The 20,557-nt window shown below is 60.2% G+C and carries 17 protein-coding genes, 1 tRNA gene and 1 pseudogene; 9 read left to right on the forward strand and 10 right to left on the reverse strand.

Annotation, left to right across the window (positions count from 1 at the left end):
- On the reverse strand, positions 1-145 hold a 145-nt coding region (locus IVA78_RS25165; protein WP_211407755.1), incomplete at its 3' end, for an Hpt domain-containing protein.
- A gap of 199 nt (positions 146-344) precedes the next feature.
- Entirely contained in the window at positions 345-998 is a 654-nt protein-coding gene (locus tag IVA78_RS25170; RefSeq protein ID WP_247418593.1) for a histidine phosphotransferase family protein, read from the reverse strand.
- A gap of 203 nt (positions 999-1,201) precedes the next feature.
- Here IVA78_RS25170 and IVA78_RS25175 point away from each other — a divergent pair, with 203 nt between their 5' ends.
- A complete protein-coding gene (locus IVA78_RS25175; protein WP_247468426.1) occupies positions 1,202-2,026 on the forward strand; it encodes a 3'(2'),5'-bisphosphate nucleotidase CysQ in 825 nt (274 codons plus the stop codon).
- A 7-nt stretch (positions 2,027-2,033) separates the two neighbouring features.
- Here the strand turns inward: IVA78_RS25175 and IVA78_RS25180 are convergent, their stop codons facing one another.
- Positions 2,034-2,528 carry a YHS domain-containing (seleno)protein gene (locus IVA78_RS25180; protein ID WP_247418591.1) on the reverse strand — a complete coding sequence of 165 codons (495 nt, stop codon included), beginning with the start codon at positions 2,526-2,528 and terminating at the stop codon, positions 2,034-2,036.
- 139 nt (positions 2,529-2,667) lie between these two features.
- Between IVA78_RS25180 and IVA78_RS25185 the strand changes: the two genes are divergently transcribed.
- The 5 genes from IVA78_RS25185 (at position 2,668) to IVA78_RS25205 (ending at position 7,443) form a co-directional block, all read left to right on the forward strand.
- The gene (locus IVA78_RS25185) at positions 2,668-3,273 is read left to right on the forward strand and encodes a DUF1134 domain-containing protein (RefSeq protein WP_247275792.1); all 606 of its coding nucleotides are present in this window, start codon (positions 2,668-2,670) and stop codon (positions 3,271-3,273) included.
- Positions 3,274-3,391: 118 nt separating this feature from the next.
- Positions 3,392-4,690, forward strand: a complete 1,299-nt coding sequence (locus IVA78_RS25190; protein ID WP_247418590.1) for a hypothetical protein — start codon at positions 3,392-3,394, stop codon at positions 4,688-4,690.
- A gap of 157 nt (positions 4,691-4,847) precedes the next feature.
- A tRNA-Val gene (locus tag IVA78_RS25195) sits at positions 4,848-4,922 on the forward strand.
- Between the two features lie 1,403 nt (positions 4,923-6,325).
- Positions 6,326-7,090, forward strand: a complete 765-nt coding sequence (locus tag IVA78_RS25200) for an outer membrane beta-barrel protein (protein WP_247275794.1) — start codon at positions 6,326-6,328, stop codon at positions 7,088-7,090.
- A gap of 62 nt (positions 7,091-7,152) precedes the next feature.
- Positions 7,153-7,443, forward strand: coding sequence for a putative addiction module antidote protein (locus IVA78_RS25205; protein ID WP_247458913.1), 291 nt, complete (start codon positions 7,153-7,155; stop codon positions 7,441-7,443).
- Between the two features lie 918 nt (positions 7,444-8,361).
- On the opposite strand, the gene IVA78_RS25215 is transcribed toward IVA78_RS25205, so the two are convergent.
- From IVA78_RS25215 to IVA78_RS25230, 4 genes and pseudogenes are all read right to left on the reverse strand, one after another.
- Positions 8,362-8,526, reverse strand: coding sequence for a hypothetical protein (locus tag IVA78_RS25215; RefSeq protein WP_247418597.1), 165 nt, complete (start codon positions 8,524-8,526; stop codon positions 8,362-8,364).
- Between the two features lie 120 nt (positions 8,527-8,646).
- Positions 8,647-9,316: pseudogene (locus IVA78_RS25220) on the reverse strand (DDE-type integrase/transposase/recombinase); the annotation flags it as partial.
- Positions 9,317-10,037: 721 nt separating this feature from the next.
- Positions 10,038-12,422 (reverse strand): hypothetical protein, encoded by a 2,385-nt coding sequence (locus IVA78_RS25225; protein WP_346275313.1) that lies wholly within the window; start codon positions 12,420-12,422, stop codon positions 10,038-10,040.
- 2,299 nt (positions 12,423-14,721) lie between these two features.
- Positions 14,722-15,105, reverse strand: a complete 384-nt coding sequence (locus IVA78_RS25230) for a hypothetical protein (protein WP_247275797.1) — start codon at positions 15,103-15,105, stop codon at positions 14,722-14,724.
- 407 nt (positions 15,106-15,512) lie between these two features.
- Here IVA78_RS25230 and IVA78_RS25235 point away from each other — a divergent pair, with 407 nt between their 5' ends.
- From IVA78_RS25235 to IVA78_RS25245, 3 genes are read left to right on the forward strand one after another with little or no spacing between them, the layout of a single operon-like run.
- Positions 15,513-16,247 (forward strand): response regulator transcription factor, encoded by a 735-nt coding sequence (locus IVA78_RS25235; RefSeq protein WP_247302568.1) that lies wholly within the window; start codon positions 15,513-15,515, stop codon positions 16,245-16,247.
- A 28-nt stretch (positions 16,248-16,275) separates the two neighbouring features.
- Positions 16,276-17,697 carry a type II and III secretion system protein family protein gene (locus IVA78_RS25240; RefSeq protein WP_247275824.1) on the forward strand — a complete coding sequence of 474 codons (1,422 nt, stop codon included), beginning with the start codon at positions 16,276-16,278 and terminating at the stop codon, positions 17,695-17,697.
- 10 nt (positions 17,698-17,707) lie between these two features.
- Positions 17,708-18,370, forward strand: coding sequence for a CpaD family pilus assembly lipoprotein (locus IVA78_RS25245; RefSeq protein ID WP_247418588.1), 663 nt, complete (start codon positions 17,708-17,710; stop codon positions 18,368-18,370).
- Positions 18,371-18,413: 43 nt separating this feature from the next.
- On the opposite strand, the gene IVA78_RS25250 is transcribed toward IVA78_RS25245, so the two are convergent.
- From IVA78_RS25250 to IVA78_RS25260, 3 genes are read right to left on the reverse strand one after another with little or no spacing between them, the layout of a single operon-like run.
- Positions 18,414-19,451 (reverse strand): EscU/YscU/HrcU family type III secretion system export apparatus switch protein, encoded by a 1,038-nt coding sequence (locus IVA78_RS25250; RefSeq protein WP_247468430.1) that lies wholly within the window; start codon positions 19,449-19,451, stop codon positions 18,414-18,416.
- Positions 19,448-20,269, reverse strand: a complete 822-nt coding sequence (gene sctT / locus IVA78_RS25255; protein ID WP_247418580.1) for a type III secretion system export apparatus subunit SctT — start codon at positions 20,267-20,269, stop codon at positions 19,448-19,450. Before sctT ends, IVA78_RS25250 begins: the two co-directional genes overlap by 4 nt.
- 12 nt (positions 20,270-20,281) lie before the next feature.
- The gene (locus IVA78_RS25260) at positions 20,282-20,557 is read right to left on the reverse strand and encodes an EscS/YscS/HrcS family type III secretion system export apparatus protein (protein ID WP_247275802.1); all 276 of its coding nucleotides are present in this window, start codon (positions 20,555-20,557) and stop codon (positions 20,282-20,284) included.

Genomic DNA, 20,557 nt, shown 5'->3' on the forward strand with positions numbered 1-20,557 from the left:
TGCCCTTGATGGTGTGGACCAGGCGGAAGATGTTATCCAGGATCTTGGCGTTGTTCGGCTCCTGCTCGAACTTCACCAATTGATTGTCAACGGTGTCCAAGCTCTCGCTGGTCTCCGTCAAAAACTCCCGCAACAGATCATCCATGAAAAACAGGCCTTCATACAGGAAGGGCGCGCACGAGGCGTGATGCGCCATTTCGGAATGGGGCCAGCTTCACCGCAAAGCGTTTAATATTGGTTGAGTATGTGCAAAAGAACGGAACCAACAAAGAGATAAGGCGCTCCGGACAAGCCGAAGCGCCTCGTCAAGTTTGGATTAATATTCCGAGCGCGAAAGGGCGCGTTTACGAAGCGGTAACGGTGATGGCTTCGCCTTCCGGCGCGAGCTTCACGGTGAGCCCGCAGGCCTGCGCCAACAGCCGCGTATAATAAGGCTGGATCGCATGCGCATCCGCGGCAGGCCCGCGCTCGCCGCTCAGGAGCTCGGAGATGTTCTGCGGCAGGCGCGCATTGTGTCCCGTCGCGGTGATGCGGAAGCTCATCGTCTCGCCCTCGCCGATCGGATCGACCGTCAGCATGCCGCCGCGCGGGATCGTGTGCTGGGCAACCACCAGCATGTTGAGCAGGAGCTTGACGCGATTCTTCGGCAGCAGCAGCCGCGGCAGATTCCAGGTGATCGAGCACTTGCCGTCCTCGATATGGCCGCGCGCCATGGTCTGGGCATCACCGAGATCGATCTGTGCGCCGGAGGAGCCGGCGGCGCCGAAGGCAAGGCGGCAGAACTGGAGCCGGGCCGAGGCCGTCTTGGCGCTCTTGCGAATGAGGTCGAGCGCGAACTCGCGGTCCTCGGGCTTCGGATCGTCGTCGAGCACTTCGAGCCCGTTGACGATGGCGCCGACGGGGCTGATGAGATCGTGGCAGACCCGCGAGCACAACAGCGCTGCGAGTTCGAGCATATCGGGAGCAGTAGCGGTCGCGGGCGACGAGGCGTCAGACATATAATGGGGTCCTGGAGGGTTCCTGGAATGCACGGCGCTGGAGCCGCGAATCACGCATGCTTGACGGATGCTGCGGGTTCTAACATTCGCATGGCCGCGGCAGCTAGCTTGCGATCGATGAGAAGTGGCCATAAAGCCCCAACCGAATCAATCGGGGCGAATCAGTCGAGAAGGACGAAATTGCCGATGAATGAGGCATCCAGGTGAAGCGGATCATCGACGGCGCGGCCGCAACCGGCCTGATGGAGCCGCTCACCGCACTGGTGGTGAAGGCAGGCGAAGCGATCCTCGCCGTCAACCGTGCGGCGATGCGGGTCGAGGGCAAGCAGGACGGCTCGCCAGTCACCGAGGCCGACCTTGCCGCCGACCGCATCATTGCGGAGGGACTGGCGCAGCTTGCGGCCGACGTGCCGACCCTGTCGGAAGAACGGACCCAGTTCGCCTCGCCGCCGTTTCAGGGCAGCTTCTTCCTGATCGATCCGCTCGACGGCACCAAGGAATTCGTTGCCGGCCGCGACGAATTCACCGTCAACCTCGCCCTGGTGACTGAAGGCGTGCCGCTGCTCGGCATCGTCTCCGCGCCCGCGCTCGGCCTGCTCTGGCGCGGCGTCATCGGCCGCGGCGCCGAGCGCGTGAGCTTCGAGGGCACGACCATCGGCGCGCCCGAGCCAATTCACACCCGCAAGTTTCCGGCGCAGGGCGCGCCCTGGATCGCGGCGGTGAGCCGCTCGCACGGCGATCCGAGGAGCGAGGCGTTCATCGATGCCAGACCCAATGCCGTTCGAAAGACAGTCGGCTCGGCCGTGAAATTCGGCCGGATCGCGGAAGGCAGCGCCGACATCTATCCCCGCTTCGGACCGACCTCGGAATGGGACGTCGGGGCCGGCGCGGCGGTGGTAACCGCGGCCGGCGGCAGGGTGACCGACGGCAAGGGCGGCGAGCTCCGCTTCGGCCAGCGCAGCGACAGCGGCTTCATCATCCCGGAGTTCATTGCCTGGGGCGACCCGCAGGCGGTAGATCGCTCCTGACCCCTTGTTACTGGCCAAGCTCATCTTGGAGGGCGGGCCAGCGCTTGCCGACCTCATAGAGAAAGCGCTCCGGGTTGGTGACGAAGGCGTCGCGATTGGCTTCCCGGCTGAACAGATAGAGCCGCTGCGCCACGATCGCGAAGAAGCGGGGATTGCCGGCGACGACGACGCCGCGGGCGATATCGGCCGGATCATAGCCGCCGAATTGTGGTCCGTAGATTTCGGGATGGGACAGGAAGGAGGCCCGGTTGCCCTCGTTTCGAAAGCGCCAGACCGCGCCCCAGAGGTTCGCCTCGAACTGCGCCGTCCCTCGCACAGCCGCGCCATCGACGAAATAGGCGACGGGATCGAAGCCCTCGACGGCGACGCCGCTGAAGCGGTTGACGACGATCCGCTCGGTGGTGGCTGCCTCTGCGGGCAACCTCGGGCAGATGATCCAAATGCCCGCCAGCAGGCAGACGAGGCAAACGCGGCGGCCGATCAAGGCAATTCCGGGGCGCAAAGGGCTATCTTCCTGCCGTTGTGCCGTCATAGTTGCTGCGGATAACATCCGAGTCGAGGGGACATCCGGCGTAACCTAGAGCCGTGCCTGTTGGCGTCAGGTTAAGGAAGCGATCGGTTTCGATACCAGGGGTTCTTTTATGACTTTCGCATCACGCCTTGCTGCGCTCGCGCTCGCCGCGATGATCGGCTGGATCGTGCCGGCCTCCGCCCAGCAGGCGCCCCCGCCCAACCTGCCGCCGCCGCAGCGCGCCCCGACGCCCAACACCTATGGGCCGGACGAGCTCGTGACTGCGGGCCACCGCTTCTTCGGCAACGTCTCGCGCGGGCTCGCCTCGATCATCGAGAAAGCGGTCAGCCAATGGGGTCTGCCGAACGGCTACATTCTGGGTGAGGAAGGTTCCGGCGCTTTCGTCGCCGGCCTGCGCTACGGCGAAGGCACGCTCTACACCAAGAACGCCGGCGATCTGCGCGTCTATTGGCAGGGCCCCTCGCTCGGCTTCGATTGGGGCGGCGACGGCGCCCGCACCATGACGCTCGTCTATAACCTGCCCGCCACCAACGCGATCTACCAGCGCTTCGCCGGCCTCGACGGCTCGGCCTATATCATCGGCGGCTTCGGCATGACGGCGCTCACCGCCAACAACATCGTGCTGGTGCCGATCCGGTCCGGCCTCGGCCTGCGGCTCGGAGCCAATATCGGCTATCTCAAATTCACGCCGAATGCGACCTGGAACCCGTTCTAGGTCTCTTCTCCCAACTGGGTACGGATCAAGGTTAACGACAGAGCGGGGCTGGCTTTTTGCCGGCGCGCCATGCCATTGTCGTTGGTAAATTTTTCCTTAGCTCTGGGAGTTCTGGCCCATGGTCGAACCGATCATGTACCTGGCGATCGGTTTCCTGCTCTCGATGCTGTGCGGGCTTGCCATCGTGCCGCTGGTGCACAACCGCGCGGTGCGCCTGACCACGCGCCGGCTCGAGGCCGCCACCCCGCTCTCGATGGCCGAGATCCAGGCCGACAAGGACCAGCTCCGCGCCGAATTCGCCATGTCGGCGCGGCGGCTCGAGATGAGCGTCGAGCAGCTCAAGAACAAGACCACGAGCCAGCTCGCCGAACTCGGCAAGAAGAGCGACGCCATCAACCGCATGAAGATCGAGTTAGGGGAGAAGAACGCCACGATCTTCGCGCTGGAGGCGCGCGAGAGGGCGGTGAAGGAGCAGCTTCGCGCCACTGAGGAGGAGTTCAACGCCAAGACCGAGGCGCTGCGCGCCGCCGGGATTGCGCTGGCTGACAAGCAGGCCGAGCTTGCAAAGATCAACTCTGAATTGTCGGACCGCTCGATGATGGCGGAGAGCCGCCAGGTCGAGCTGGTCGCCGTGCGCGCGCAGATCGAGGAATTGAAGAACCGCGTCGGCGATGCCGAAAAGGAGTTTGCCGCGACGCAAGTGCGCCTGGCGCAGGAGCGGACCGAATCCGAGACCGCCTCGCGCGAACTCGCGGATGCCCGGGGCCGCGTCGAGAATCTGAGCCAGCGTGTCACCGAGCTCGATCGCCAGCTCATCGTGCAGGTCAAGGAGGCCGAGATGCTGTCGAGCCGCGTCGCCGACCTCGAGGGGCGCCTTGCCACCCAAGGCAAGCTGCTCGCCGAGCGCGACTATGAGAACAACCAGCTGCGCCAGGCCAACGAGAGCAATGAGCGCATCATCAAGGAGCTGCGCGTCGAGATCGCCGCCTTGAGCGGCGGCAAGTCGTCGGCCCCGTTCGAAGCGCTGCGCGCGGAAAAGACCGCGCTGGAGGAGCAGCTCCGCAGCGCGCGTGACGAGCGCGCCAGACTCCAGCGCGACATCAACGCGATCCAGCAGCAGGCGGAAAGCTCCTGGGCGACCGAGCGGATGGAGAACGCGCTGCTGCGCGAGCGCATCAACGACATCGCCGCCGAGGTCGCCAAGCTGGCGATGCAGCTCGAAGGCCCGAACTCGCCGATCGAGGCGCTGCTCGCGGCCGACGCCAGCCAGCCGGCCAAGCCGGCACCGCGCCCGGCCAACGATGCTGTGACCAACGGCGCGGCCACGGCCACCCTGCCCGAGGGCGGTGGAACGCTCGCCGAGCGCATCCGCGCCCTCCAGGCCCACGCCTCCCGCGCCCGCCAGCAGGGCGCCTAACCGGGCCGAAACCCGGCCTACCAGCGAATGGCATGGCTTGCGATAGGTTTTCCGGCCCTACGGCGCCTTGAAACTTGACACCTTCGGCCCGCACTTCTAAATCGCGGGCTCCAATGTGCCGGCCGGCCGCAAGTCCGGCCGCCTGCATGATGGTCCCGGGCGCATAGCTCAGCGGGAGAGCGTTCCCTTCACACGGGAGAGGTCCAAGGTTCGATCCCTTGTGCGCCCACCATTAATGCCTTGGAATCAGCCACTTAGCGACGCGGTTCTCCGAGTATGTGCCCCAAAAAAGCTGGGGCACAACAAGGGCACGAAGCGAGCAATGATGGCGCGACGGCCTCGGAGCGGCTCGGCTGCTCATCGTGCGACCGTCCGATGTTCTCGCCACCCAACCGATGTAGGCGACCTCGTTTGTCTCGATGCGCTCTTGTCTGCGACGTTCCTGCACTGTTTCTCTCTGCCTTTAGTGCTTCTCAGGCGGTGAGCGATCACTCTGCCGAGCAGCAGGACTTCGGCTGCGCGCCTAAAGAAAATCCCGCCAGCCACATAGGGCTGACGGGTTCTCGTTTGCCAGTGCGTATCCGCGGTACTCGTCACCCATCCGCGATGGCGCATCGTGCAGCCATAACGGTTGACGTTGGATTACCGCTCACGATCTTAGCGGCTTCGGTCGACGTCGTCCGTAAGACCGATGGCGACGGCAGACAAGTTGAAAGTATACACTTTCCGCCCCTCAAAAACCTCACCGAGCGGCGACGCAGGCCGCCGCGTAGTAGCTCGAAGCTCTTCAGAATCATGGACAGTCTCTGATTTGCGTTTGGGTTCTGCGAGCGCACGCAGCTGGCTGACCTCATCGGCCCGGATCTTCACTCGGGGGTCCCGGTGCCAGACATCTCGAATGCGGTTTTCGGACCAACTATCGAGCCTGCGGCTTAATCTGCGAAGCACAGCCTTCAGCGACTCGCCGGCATCGCTCGCCGGCCAACTTTCGCAGAAGGTCTGCGGCCTCGAGCAGAAGATGAAGCCAAGCCGGGCGCGACTGGCCCAGCTGATCGCTCGCCGCAGAAATGTCCGGGCCATAAAGGTCCTCGTCGAGGCGGACTGCACTGGCGGAGGTGCTCAATGCCGACGCGACCAGGCACGAAACACCATGTGCCCATTTCGATTTTAAAAATGTGATCCTCAACAGAGCGAGGACGTGGTGGCGAGCTTCAGGCGGATCGGCAGTCCGTCTGGATGGGGAAGCGTGTGGGCGCTCGACTGGATGAGGATTGTCTCCAATTGGAGACAAAATTACCGAGGGGATCGTCAGCCATACCGCGATCACCGGCATCCTAAGTACCTCGCAGATTATCGATTCCTAGTAGCTCGGTCGGAGAGCAAGCTACTGCGTGTCGTGGGCATGGAAACGAAGAACCCGATTCGCTGCGGGGCGTTTTTGCCCGCCCGCCTCCGATGTGCACGCCACCGGGATTTTACTCAACTATCTAATAACTATGAAGAATCCCGCCCGTCTTTGACCGCGAGTGTTGCAAGCCGGCTACAGCAACGTAGAGGCGAACGACGTACTCTTAATCGGGCACGGAGCCAAACGCATCCGATTCATTGAACTCGTATTTCTGGGGAGACACTCGCATGAAAAGGCTTTTAGCGGCTGCAGCCGGAACACTAACTCTGGGGCTGGTCGCTCCCGCCAGTGCGGCGGATCTGGCCGCGCGGCCATATACGAAGGCGCCTCCGATGATTGCTGCTGTTTACGACTGGAGCGGCTTTTACATCGGCATCAACGGCGGCGGCGGTTCAAGCCACAAGTGCTGGGATTTTGTGGATGCAGCCGGCATTTTCGGTGTCCCAGGCGCTCTGGTCGGCGAGGGTTGCCACAATGCTGTCGGGGGCACGGTCGGTGGTCAGATTGGCTATCGCTGGCAGTCGGCAAATTGGGTGTTCGGTTTCGAAGGCCAAGGCAACTGGGCTGACTTCAGAGGCGACAACACGAGCTTGGCGTTTGGCACTGATCGCAATCGCTCTCGCATCGACTCTTTTGGTCTGATTACCGGGCAGGTCGGTTACGCATGGAACAATGTTTTGTTCTACGTCAAGGGCGGCGCCGCGGTCGTCGGCGACAAGTATGATGTGTTTGATATTCCGACTGGCGCGCTCTTGTCGTCGGCGCGTGAAACCCGTTGGGGTGGCACCGTTGGCGCGGGCCTCGAGTATGGCTTTGCTCCGAACTGGTCGGTTGGCATCGAGTACAACCACATCTTCCTGGGCGATCGCACGATCGACTTCACCACGCCGGCTGGAGCCTTCGCAGGTAGCGACCGCATCCGCCAAGACGTTGACATGGGCTTGGTCCGCCTGAACTACAAGTTCGGCGGTCCGACGATCGCGAGGTACTGAGCAGCTTCATAAAAGAACAGGGGCCGGCTCTTAGAGCCGGCCATCTTCTTTGGAAGGCTCGAATGACAAAGACCTTCAGGCCAAACGTCCCTTCGCAGCTCGCCGTTGAGCTCAACGAGGCACTCGCTTCGGGTGAACCTCACACAATTTGCGGAGTATCGGGCAGGCACTCAGACAATTCAACATTTCAGAACTCTCAAAAAAAAACTGGACTGCAGCGTACAAGCATCTATCGCGCGTTCGGCGACCAACGGCTTCCGAATTTTTCAACAATTCTCAGTGTGCTCACCGCCATGGGCTTGCAGATCAAACTAGTTCCACGCACTGGCGGCAAGGGAGCGTCTAGGACATGATCAGGGCTCTCCAAAACAAGTTCAATCTCGACTGACGCGAGCCCGTTTCGGGAGAGCAAAAGCCCCGCCGGTTCGCGCTAGCGGGCCTGTGTGCTAGCAACTTGGCGTGCCGCGCGGATCGTGCGGAACGTCGCGGCACCGGCCGCAGGAGCTGTCATAAGGTAGCACCTGCGGCCTACATATCCGCGGGGGCTCGGACGCCGCCGCACCTGATGGAAGCCCGTTGTTCTCGTTTTGCGGAATGTTCTCATGCTGCCTCGGGTACTGGCCTGTTTCCGAGCACGGTGGCCTAGTTTGAAAATCACAGTGGCCTGATTTGAGGAACCGGCCCGGAACTTTCGCGTTTGAATTGCCGGTTACGTCATGGAGGAAGGCCATGGGAGCGCGCCGCCGATTTAGCCAGTCTTCGCCCTTGGAAGAACGACTTGCCGAAGAAGCGAAAAGCCTACGCGAGCAAGCCAAGAAGCTCCCGCATGGACCGCAGCGGGAAGCCTTACTGCGTAGAGCCCGACAAAACGAGGTTGGCGCTCACATGACCGAATGGCTTATGTCGCCCGGCTTGCAGCCGCCGGAGTAAAGCGTAAGATTCAGGTGATTTGCGAAACCAAATGGGGGGCAGCGTGACGGCGCCAGACCTCGTTTTCATAATCACCATGGTTGGATTGGGCGCTCTATCCACGGTCCTCGCGTATATGCTGGTGCTGAGCCTCTAAGGCGCCCGTAAATCTCCGAAATGGACAGAGAGTAACGCCGCCTCAGTTGGCGGGCCTGTTCTGCGGGTGCAGGTTCGCGCTGGCGGGCCTATCACCTCGTGCTCAAAGGTGACGCCCTCGGGATCGTTCTCATCGAGCCATGCCTGCGCAACCTCTTCGGTCGCGAAGACCTTCAGAACCTCGCCCTGATCGTAAATCCAAACGGTCATAATTCGCGCTCCGGGACGTCCGCTCTTGGTCTTGGATGCACGCGCGCGTCAACCAGGACCTCCGTGATGGCGTCGCGGAGGCTGTCCCGATCAAGGATCTGGATTTCAATGGTGGTTGCCGCGTCGCGCTCGCGCGTGAGATAGTCGGCCAGCGCCTTCATGGTGTCGTCGTAGCTCTGCTCGATCTGCTCGGCGGGGTGAGGCGAGCCATCTTCACGATCCTCCCGCGCTGGACTTCTTCTCCTCTTGCCGCTTCCATTTTTGGAGATAGCCCATGCGCGATCTGGCACTGAACCGAAGAAGGCACTTCTCAGGGTTTGAGAATCGGCGATAGCGCCTATCGCGGAGATCTCGCAGGAAATCGCAAAGGCTGGCTCGCGCGAAGCACGACGGAAGTCGGCAGTGACGGCTCCGGAATAGGGGACGTGGAAAAGGTTTGCGACCGGATCGTGAACTGACAGAAACCGCTGAGTCTGACGGGACGATTTAAGCCGCTTTATGATCCGCTCGCGTCGCGGGGTCGGCGGGTGAGAATTCTCAGCGCGGTGGTTGAGAGCTTTGTGGTGGCGATGGTCGATCGGTGTGAAAGCCCATCTCGCCCTTGGGTTGGTACGTGATCATGACGCGCGGCGGCGTGGCGCCGAATTTCAAGGCCTTCTTGAATAAGCCGCTGCGCAGCGCGCGAGTCTCTTCGGCGCTGGATTAAGACCTCGAGAACGAGCCCTTTCTGGTCAACAGCGCGCCAGAGCCAATGTTGTTCGGCCGCGTCGAGATAGCGATTTCGTTCAGATGCCATTTGTCGCCGCGCGCGGAGCGCGCTGGCGGATCCAAAAGGAGAACGCCTTGCCGAATTGGTTCCCCGCTGGCGCACGGTTTAATAGGTCACGACAATGCCGCGCGCCGCCAGCATTTCCTCGACAATGCGCGAGCTTAAGGAAACGGGAAATACATCCAAACGGCATAGCAGATCACTTCCGGTGGGAAACCATGACGGCGAGAAAGAACCCCGGGAGGTTGGCATGCCGCTCGTCTGCCCGCTCGGCCGCTCCAATTCGTTAATTTGACCGTGCCTTCTGCCCTCAACCCTCGGCTGCTCCGTCCTGTCAACGCCATGCAGCTGAAGCACTACACTCTTCACGTATTCAAACCGATGCGAACAATTGTTTTCGCGGCGTCTCCTTTCTTTGAGGTCAGCGACGACTCCTCATCTTGCCCCCGGAGTAGCGGAAAGGGCCGTCCACCCCAGCACGAGAGCCCGGTGCGGCTGGCCCGCACGCGTTTGGCCCTTTACACCGCATTTTGGTGCTCCGGGCCGGGAAGCCCAATCGTTGTGGGGCGCTAAGCACGGCGCCGCAGACACTTACCGAAGCGATCGGCGATGGGATCTCGAACACAAATGCGCAAAACTGCTTCATTCACGATCTGAAGCATAGCCGGGTCTTAGGCTATTCGGACCCGGCCATCGCAAGCGCGGCGACAAGCGCCGCGATGCTGTTTTTCAAGCGAAAGGAAGTCGGGGTCTCCACGCTCGCGATCGAATTTCAGTCGGACCCCGTTGTCGATCTGTTCGAGGAGCCCGCGCCGGCTTCGAGTTCATCGAGGATTTCCTCTCGGTGGCGGTCTGCTTGATGGTGTCACCACAGCGACGCTCTGGCGCGAGACACTCAGGTAACTACATCCTGAGGCGCGCGAACTGCATCGACGCGTGCTCCGCCTCGGGAAGGGAGTAGCCTGAGGCGATGCTCAACAACGACTTACAGAACGCAGGCGTGAGCTTGCCGCGGTGGATCACGACGTTCTCGTGCCCCGTGGCGGCTTGAGCGCTCTGCCATTGCCGATTGTAGCCGCGCTGTTCATGGGACTTCACGTGGCAAGCGGCGAAGTCGGCGACGCCCAGCGTGGCCAACTGCGAGGCACGTACCGGCAGCTTGGTATGGATGTGCACCCACATCGGATTTGGCGTCCTACCACTGCGCAGCGCCTTGGGCTGCAGCTTGATCTCGAACAGCGTCGCTGGCTCGATCTTCAAGGCTTGGGGTGAATACACAGACGCAAGTTCTTCGGCCGCCCGCAACTGTTCAAGGTACTTCTGCGACGGAAACGCATAGGTCTTCATGCAATCGATCGTGATCCCCGCCTTTTGCGCGTTCACTGAGTTTGCCTGTCCCTGAACCTCGGACAACATCGCCTTAAGCCGGACTATTTTGTTGTGCACTTCGGTCAATTGCGCAGGCTTGAGTAGGCCACGTCGGCGGGGCTCCTCCAGCGCGGCTACACAGGTCTTAATCTCGGTGGCCTGCGTCTGCAGGCGCTTAAGGACGAGATCCACGACGTGGTCGGCGTCCTCGGGCTTCATCTGGCGCGCTTGCGAGACGGCGCTTTGCTGAGCCGGCAGATCGAACTGCAGCAGCTCGTCCAATCGCTTGAGTAATCCCGTCAGTGCGTTCCTGGAGGGCGGAGCCTGCCACATCGCCAGGTGCCCGGTCGCCGATGATGACGCCCTCGCGCGTGCCTCCTCCGCACTCGCGAGTTTCTTCGTACCCAGATCCGAGAGTACGATAACCGTGGCAGCGTCGGGCCTGGCGAGCTGCGGCTCGCGCAGCCCGGCCGTCGAACTCCCCTCGCCTGCGGCCGGTGCGCGCTTGCCTTTCCCCTTCCTACGCGCCGCGTGGCTCTCAGCCGCTAAGTCGGTCTTTTCCGATATCGCAGTCTGGGCAGGCGGCTCCACTTGCGTCTTTGGCTGCACTGCCAATAGTCGCGTGACTTGATGCGCGGTGACCCATGCACCTTCCATGATCTGGTCCAACTGTTCCAATAGAAGGCCGGCATCCGTTCCAGCATCCCTTAGCGTGGCACCGATGCGTTCCACCCCTGAGGCCAATTCCGAATGCCGTTCCATGACTCCTTCCAGAACGGTGCAGTGCTCTGCGTCGAGTGGCTCTCCGTGCTCGTTCAGAACGGCTTTGTACGTCGAGTTGAATGCCGGAAAAGCATCCTGGATATAGGTCCCGAGCAGACGCACCCGCCCGTTCTCATCCATGAGGGCGTCCCTCACGGTTGGTTCAAACGTGCTCGCCTGAGACTCAATCAGAAGCTTCGCGAGCTTAATCCGCGCTTCCAGATACAAGCACCCATCATAAAGTGCCGAGCCGGTATGCAGGCGTAGTGCGGCCTCGATGGGCTTCCGCATCTCGGGCGTCGTGCTTGGCAACTTGGCAGTGGTCTCGCAGACGGACACCATCCGTTCCGAGCGTAACAGCTTCTTTCCCCACCACTCGATGACAGGCACATGGTCCTTCACCATACTGGAAGCCACTCGGCTCAACTGGTCGGGGGTAGCGTTGGATTTGATCCGCTGGAACAGGTCTGCCGAATTCTTTCTGCGCTCTTGCAAGTCGGAGATAATCGCTCTGCCCACAATCTTGCCTTGACGCCCCGCATCGAGCACGGCAGAGCAGCATTGACGGGCCTCAGCGTCGGACAGAATGATCGGCGCGACGGCCGGGCGCAGGCTCGCGTAGTACTCCAGAACTGCCGAGCCTGCTTTGACGAACCGATCGGCCAGCTCTAGCGCCTCCTCCGAGTTCTGGGCTTGCATGCCCGCATTACCGCAAGCGGCAAGTTCCTCACGCAGGCGGTCCATGTGTCGCCTTGCTGCGTTGATTTCTTCCTCTGACGAGGAAATGGAGACTGCCACACCGGAAGTTGGCTGGCTGGCGACCGGCGCCGTGTCTCCACCCTCCGACACTGAGGTAAAGCCGCGCCGCCGCGCAGTGACTGCACGTGGCGCAGCGGCTGCACGTGCCGCAGCGCCTAGGATTCGATCTGGGCCAACGGAGGGACCGGAAGACCTGTCGCCGAGGGCATCGTCGGCACCGCGCGCCGTGCTAGCGGAGGGCGTCCCTCTATCTTGGGGCCCAGAGCGCATCCGCTCCACAACGGAATCGAACGATTGACTGCCTTCCCCAGGGGCTAGACTTGAGTGCGAGCGTGAACTGCTCGATCCGGCTCCAGCATCTCCAGTGCGCGATCTTCCAGATCGGCCAATGCCCGTCATATTCCATCTCCAATCAAGTCGAGAATGCGCAGCCTGTCTGGATAGACAGGCTGGCTGACGAGTAGCTGACGAAGGGCGTTTTTCCGGTTGCACAGGAAACCCACACCGCCGTGGATCGTGGTCGAGTAGCTCGGCCATTTGGCGTTGCCCTCACACATCCGGGCAGACGGCTTTGGCGAGTAGGCCGGCGGACTCTCACCGCCGGCCTCTCAAGGATCCCAGCGTGAGACTCTCGCGTCACTAGGCTCCCATCAGGCGAACGAGCCGCGTATGCCGATCTTCCATTGTGCGAACAACCCGGGACGTTCGCGAGATAGTCGTTCGAGAACGCGGCCGGTCTTGGCCTTGCGACCCCATAAAGCGTTTGAACTTCCGCATCATCCAAGCCTCGATTGTCTGATTGACGTATCGAAGGATTGACCCAGAGGCGCCCGCCTAAATCGACCGTAATACACAATCCCCCGCAGGAGGGGGTTGAGCTGCCGAGCGATGTCAGCCATTGACACATGGGTCCGTTTTCGGAGGTTAAATCCCGGATTGCCGCCCGCATAAACTTCAGCGCCGAAGCGCTGAGCCGAGGCAGAAAACTGCAAAACACCGAGGCGTTTTGAGAGCTCTTTGCCTGTCGCGGCCGGAAGCAGTAGCCGAGGAAGTCAAACTTGACGTTCGAAACCGGGCATATGTCACGCGCGAGGAGCACGATCCGGCGCGAGCGCTTCCTTCAAGTTCACTTCTGAACCGGCCCCTGCAATAGCGAAATACCAGTCGGTCCCAGCCCGCTCTTATCATTCGAATCGTCTTGTCCCACAGGCAATCTTCGAACAGCGCGCTCCAGGTAATACGACGGATCATCGTCAGACGAATCCGTCTCGCAGCTCTCTTGACTATCGCTATCCTCGACTTTGGAAAGATACTTTGTAGGCCTGTCTACTCGGTGCCACTGGTCGTTCTCGTTCTTCGTCCACACTTTTGGATGCTGTTGAGGATCAAGCACCCAGTTATTGCGACCCACGAACAAAACCCATTTCCGCTAGATGGGGTTCCATACCTCCTACGCCAGGACGTGATAAGACCAGCGGATGATCGCCGTCCATTCGCAGTTCATGCTCCAGCAGGATATCGCCCGCGTTCTCGGCGAGCGGATAAGTAACGCGTAGGTCTACCACGGACGTGATATCGTTACGCCCGAACTGTTGGCGAAAATGGTCTCCCCCTGATCCTGACCGAGCCTCCGGCTCCTAAAAGCCCTATAGTTTCGTCACCCAACCTGATATCTGAAAAATCGCGCGTGCTTACCCGGATCATCGTAAGTACTGGAATAGCCTCCACCCACCGACAGTTGCAGCCCGCTCGGCTTTCTCCGAACAAAATCCGAGTACTCCTGCGGGTTACTGGCGATGTGCATGATTTCACTGGACAAGAATCTCTTCACTTTGCGCATGAAAGATTCTCAGTCGACGATCTTGATAATGGGCGGATTGGAACGCAGGGAGTATGGCGTCGCGCCCGCCGACGACGACCCACCTCGCTCCAGGCCGGCAACCGCTTCCGCAAAACGGAGCCACCGATTCTGCCATACATCAGATCGCTCCCGATCGGCAAAATGCACGCGATTGAGTCGTGCCGCGACAAGCTTTGCCGAGGAGGATATACAACCTAGCTGACCACAACCTGACCAAAGCATCTGTCCGCACTCCGATGCGACTGCCAAGCACTCTGCGGAAGACTTATTGGCCGTCAAGCTCTCTAGGATCGGGGCGCTTCGGCTCAGACGGAACAACTTGCTGACGCGCGGTCGTGCACCATGCGAATTCCGGAGCAAGTCGCCCACCGATTCCGAGATGATGCACCATTCTGATCAGACGTAGAATGACAACAACATTTTTTCCCGCGTCCGGATGGAGCAGAACCGACATTGCTTGGCGAGTGACCATCACGTGGGTTTGCTAGCCCAGAAGAGTCGGTGCCCAATGTGAGCCTTGCAGGAAGACGCCGCCATGCAAATCACCAAAATTATCGCTCGCCCCACCAGAATTGCCAGCGACAGATTGCGTTCGGTCATCAGGGCATCAGGTGCGACTAGGAGACTGAGACACAGACCTCAGACGTGTTGTCACTATCCAGGATGCGAATGCAATCCATCCAAAGAATTGATTTCACACTTCATGTGCTGCCGGGTAGGGAAAGCGCCGTGCATCACGCAACATGGTAGGTTTGCTGTCGGTAAAGCTGCGATGAGTACGTGATCATGGACGCCGCGATCGGATTGTAGGCACGGTTTTGCCCGGTGCGGCCAACTTCATGTCACCCCCCGTCTTTGGATTGTGCGGCCGTTGAGCAGTTCATTCCACAGCGTCTCGGTGATTTTATAAAAGTTAGAAAAAGGAAGGCGCGGCAGGACGGCCTCGTTATGGCGTTCTCCAGCTGAGCGTAGCCGCGCTTGGCCATCACTGTCGCTCCAGTGATCGGAGCACGAAGGAGACTCACCTTCCAGGCCGAATGAGGAAGTTCGTTGCTCAAGCACGGAACGTCTGCGGGCGTGTGAGGCTTTGCAAATTGAGGGCCGCGATGCAAATTGCCTATCATCGCTGCTCCCCATCAAACCTGCGGCCGTGCGGCTGCGCTCGCCATCGGGAGCATCGATCGTGATGAGGAGATTTAGATCCAGACCATGGAACGGCATTGTCACTGCTCCGCCATGTGAATGCATCGGTCCAAACCATCGATTTCACCAATCAATGTGTTCTCGGCAATCATCTCGAACTCAGGATGTCGGCGACAACTACCGGGATTGTTCCGGCGCTGAGCGGGGTGCTGCCCGCCTATCGATGCATTTGATTGATTGCCGCCTATGTCCCGGTGGCGAGAGCACATTCGACGTCACCAAGATGCATGCGCGCCACGTGAGACAGTGAACAACGCCAGTCGAGCTTACAATGGAATCCCGATCCAGTATGCGATTCGCCAGCACCGCTGCTCTTCGTCTATTCCGGATTCCAACGCTTACGCGGAGGCCGGACTGTTCAATTCCGCGCATGCTCGAACCTGACGTGGTGGGTGTCTTGGCGTGACTTAATAGGAGGTCGCGGAATGCGAACGCTACTCGTTGATCATGAGACAGACCCAGCGCGCGTTGTACAAGAAGCACTCTCCGATTGCGGTTTTGCCGTTGACGTAGCGTGCACCCTGGACGAGGCGGCCGCCGCTTTTTGTTGCGCCAGCTATGACATTCTCTTGCTCGAGTTGGTTCTACCGGATGGGGACGGCTTGGATTGGCTGAAGCAGTTGAGACGTGACGGACATTCGATGCCTGCCGTGATGATGAGTAACTTCAACGAGCTCGGTAGGCGCATAGCGCTATTTAATGGCGGTGCGGACGACTTCCTGCCCAAGCCCGTATCTACTGATGAACTCATCGCACGGATGCGCGCTACTCTGCGCCGATCAACGCAAATGACGGCCCCCATCGTTACCTTTGGCAATCTGCGATTCGATTCGATCGGTCGGCAAGCGTCGGTCAATGGTCGACCGCTGAAGATTGCCCGCCGCGAGGTGTGCATTCTCGAACATCTGCTCAGCCGCGCCGGCCGCACCGTGGCTCGCGCGTCATTGCAGGATAGCCTCTATGCATTTGACGACGAGGTCTCCACCAATGCGCTTGAGGTCGGAATCTATCGTTTGCGCGGTCATTTGAGTCAGTCCGGTGCGTCGCTACGGATCAAAACCGCGCGCGGGATCGGCTACGTCCTTGAATTGAAATGCGCGGCATCGACCGCGCAGCCAATCGAACTTGAAAGAAAAGACCATCTTGAGCATCATTCTTGACAAGCATGCCGGCGTCACTCGAAGATCGATCGCCGCCAACGGCCTTTCGTCCACCTTTCTTCCTTGTCTTTCGCAGCTTTTGTGCGTAATCGTCCTGCTATTCCCGGCTGCTGCCGTAGCTCAGATCAAGCGGGATGATGGAGGTGGGCCGCAGCGTACGGCTGCCGACGGCATTAGCGGAACGCTGACCCTTTCCTCTTCGCTGGGTAAGACGATTCATCTGCCAGCGCCAGCTGCGAGCATCTTTATCGCAGATCCTACGGTCGCGGACTATCAGGCACCTTCGAACAAGACCATCTTCGTTTTCGGCAAAAAATCCGGGCGGACCACCTTGTTCGCACTGAACGAGGGCGGGGAGGCCCTCGCTGAACTGCGTGTTGTCGTCACGCAGCCGATCGAGGATCTGCGCGCCACGCTGAAAGCCCAGGTCGGCGACTATCCCATCCAGGTAAGCTACACCCCGCGCGGGGCCATCCTTAGCGGTACGGCGCCCAATGCGGAGATCGTCGACATAGCGATGAAAGTGACCGAGCAGTTTCTTGGGTCTGGTGCGCTCGTCGTCAACAAGATTCAGGTGGCGGGGTCATTGCAGGTGAATCTGAGCGTGCGGGTGGCGGAGGTCTCCCGGAGCGCTATGAAGGAGCTCGGCGTCAACCTCTCCGCTTCCGGTCAAGCTGGCCCTTTCACTCTCGGCTTGGTCAGTGGCAGTGGTGGTGGATACGGCGCGCCGCAGGGCGGCGGTACGGCGAAGATAGGAGTCAACACTGGCCATGTGAACGTCAGCGCTATGCTCGATGCACTGGCTCACGAGCGCCTCGCTTCCGTACTTGCTGAACCGAACCTCACCGCAATGTCAGGCGAATCCGCCAGCTTCCTCGCCGGCGGCGAATTTCCCATTCCGGTGTTGCAGGACAATCGGCAGGTCTCTGTCGAGTTCCGTCACTTCGGCGTCAGCCTGGAGTTTGTACCGACCGTTCTCAGTAACAATCAGATCAATATCCGCGTGAAGCCTGAAGTCAGCGAACTATCGTCACAAGGTGCTGTCAACATCAACGGCATCTCCGTGCCGGCTCTCTCCACCCGGCGTGCGAACACGGTTGTCGAGCTCGCCAGCGGCCAAAGCTTTGCAATTGGTGGGCTTATCCGGCGCAACTTCAGCACTGAGATCACGACTTTCCCCTGGCTCGGCGACGTTCCGATACTTGGTGCGCTATTTCGCTCATCGTCATTTCAACAGGATGAGACGGAACTCGTGATCATCGTCACGCCTTACGTCGTGCGGCCAAGATCGAACTCGAAGCAGATGAGTGCGCCCACCGACCGCATCGCTCCGCCCTCAGACCTCGCGCGCAGTCTGACGAACACATTGGCAACGCGCTCGCCTGTTCGCAGTGCTCCCCCGATAAGCGTACCAGGCGCGACAAGGGGCACCGGCCACATCATCGAATGAGGATCGACCAATGAGATTACGATTCGTGCGCCCCCTCATCGGTCTGACGGCCAGTCTAGGTGGCTGCGCTAGCACCGCGCCGACTTACCTCGAGCCGACCGCGCAAGCGATCCTGGTTGAACAGGAGAAGAACGTCTTACTGTTACAGACCCTTGGAGGGCCCGAACGGCAGCGTCTGCGTTATTTCATAGCAAGTACCGGTCGCGGTCGGTATGACGCGCTGCATCTTGATATCGTCGGCTCACGTCGGCTCGGGGCGCAGATAGCAGCTGAGGCCCGCGCAATGGGCGTCGACGCTCTCAACATCCGCCTGTACAGTCCATTCATCGATAGGCGTGATGGCTCTGCCGCCCGAATCGAGGCGATTACGTACGAGGCGCGCCCTCCCGTTTGTCCGTCGATTGCGATCGTCGGCCCTTCAGTGAACGACAATTCTTTCGATCCGACGCTTGGCTGCTCGATCCGCAACAACTTGGCCGGCATGGTCAACGATCCGCGCGACTTGATTGACAATCAGGCCGTTGTGCCGAGTGATGGCAATCGTGCGGCCATTCCCGTTGCCACATACAAAACCTTCGCGACCGGCAATAACAGCAATTTGGGTATAGCTAACAACAAGCTGCCATCAGATCCCACGTCTGCCGGCACCCAGACCGTGCAGCCGTCTCGATAGCGAGAACATCAGTCGTTCGATGCGACCTCATTCACAACACGAACTAGACTTGGCCGGCGGCAAAGAGTGCTTTTGCGACAGCCTCGAAATACTGGACAGGAATGGAATTGCCAAGGCTAGCGTTGCAGATTAGCTCACGGACCAGGACGTGATCATCGACGATACTGAGACGAAGGCGCCTCGCTTCATCAAAGAGCCGTGAAGCCGCCTCCCCATCGCCGCGGCAAACCAGGACCGGGACGCCCGTTTCGCCACGGATGTAGCGTACCCCGACCAGCAGCTCGCGCCCAGTCAAGATCAATGTCGCGCGACGCACGCCGAGTGGAGACTCGCTCGCCTGCTCCCGCCGAAGGCGTCGGTGTTCGCGTTTCACCTCCGGACTGCCTTGCTGCTCCTTGTCCTCGCGCTTCATATCGCTCTTAGTCATGCGCATGCCGCGCAAAAACAACCAGCGTTGGACGAGGAGGTCGACCAATCCGCCGATCAGAAATGCACCACTTGCAATCCCGATCAACAGTTTCACCTGAATGAACACGAACTCGAAGCAGCCCGTGCCGCAAACCGGCAGATAGACCAGTGTCTTCCACGCGCCGGCAACGACGAGGAGAAAGATCGCGCCGAGGCCGAAGACCTTGAACAAGGTCTTGCCAAGCTCGATGAGGGAACGCAAAGAGGCGATGCGCTTCAGTCCGTTGATGGGATCAATGTTCTCGAATTTCGGCGTCATCGGCTCCGAGGAGAACACTAATCCACCATTGGCCAGGACCGTCGTCAGAATTGCGCAGGTGACCATACTCCCAAGAAGCGGGCCAACAATTCTCAGTGCAAGTTCGGGCAAGACGCCGAGCGCAAGATCGACCGCAATATTGAACGGCTTATCAAGCAGCTTGTCAGTCAGCATGAGCGCTTCACGACCTTTGTCGTAGATGGAACTCGCTTCTATCCAGAGATAGCCGAGACCGGCGCAAGCGCTGAGGGCCCTGACTAGATCCGTGCTATGCGGAACCATGCCTTTCTTGCGCGAATCGCTTAGCTTCTTTTCAGTGGGGGCGAGCGTTTTCTCTTCGCTCGTGTCGCTCACTTCAGTTTCCTTTCAAGCCTCTCCAGCGCTCGGCTCGACTGTATGATTTCGGATTGCATGTATTCGATGAGATAGATCGTATAAGTGACCATGACGATCGCAAAGCCTATATTCTTGATCGTCAACGATAGGTCCCGCGGGTTGAATTGCGGCGCAAAGCGCCCGAGCAGGAGCGCGGATATGTCGGCCAGCAAGAGGAACGCTACCACAGGTCCAGAGACCAGGACGGCGGTACGTATGATGCTGTCGAGCACGCCCCACAACTCCAGTGTCCCTTGCATGCTCAGCGTGGGTCCAAGCTGATAAGCCGGCCAAACCAGATAGCTGCCGTAAAGCCCGCTGATCATGGTTTGCAGCCCCCCCGTGACGACGAAGATCGTGATCGCGGTGGTACCGATAAGCAGTCCCGTCGCCGAAGCCTGACTGCGTGTCGCGGGATCGGCGGGAGTGACTACGCTGCTGATGCCCCGTTGCGTGTCGATGAACTCGCCGACGGCCTGAAGACTCCAGAGGGGAATACTGAGCAGGGCGCCGATCAGCAGGCCGACACACGTCTCCTTAAGACCGAGTAGCGGGATCTTGAGCAGACGGGTGTCCGGATCTAGCTCCTTCAGGCCATCGGCGATGTGCGCCAAGTATGGTAGTTCGAGTGCAACGGCCAGGCAACCGCGGATCAGGCCGCCGATCTGCGGACGCGTGAATACCGGAAGCACCAGCATAATGCCCACGGGGCGGGCCGCACCAAGGCTGGCAGCAACGACGAGTTCGATGGTTGCCTGGATCAGGCTTTGCGTGTTGGTGGTTGACAGATCATACATGACGGGCGGCTGCTAGTAGCCCGTCGTGAGCGCGGGAAAATCAGTGAAGATCTGCTTGGCTTGTTCGATGAGCGGGGCGCTCAGCACCGGAGCAAACAAACCTATAATCCCAACAATAACCAAAAGCTTCACAGTCAGTGGCAATGTCTGATCCTGGATCTGCGTTGCCGCCTGGATGATGCCGATGACGGTTTCGGCGACCGCCGCTGCAATGAGCGGCGGCAGAACCCAGGTCATGAAAAGCACCAGTGATCGGCTCATATAAGGGAGAATAGTGGCCTCATCCAT

The sequence above is a fragment of the Bradyrhizobium sp. 137 genome (assembly GCF_023074095.1).
Classification (GTDB): Bacteria; Pseudomonadota; Alphaproteobacteria; order Rhizobiales; family Xanthobacteraceae; genus Bradyrhizobium.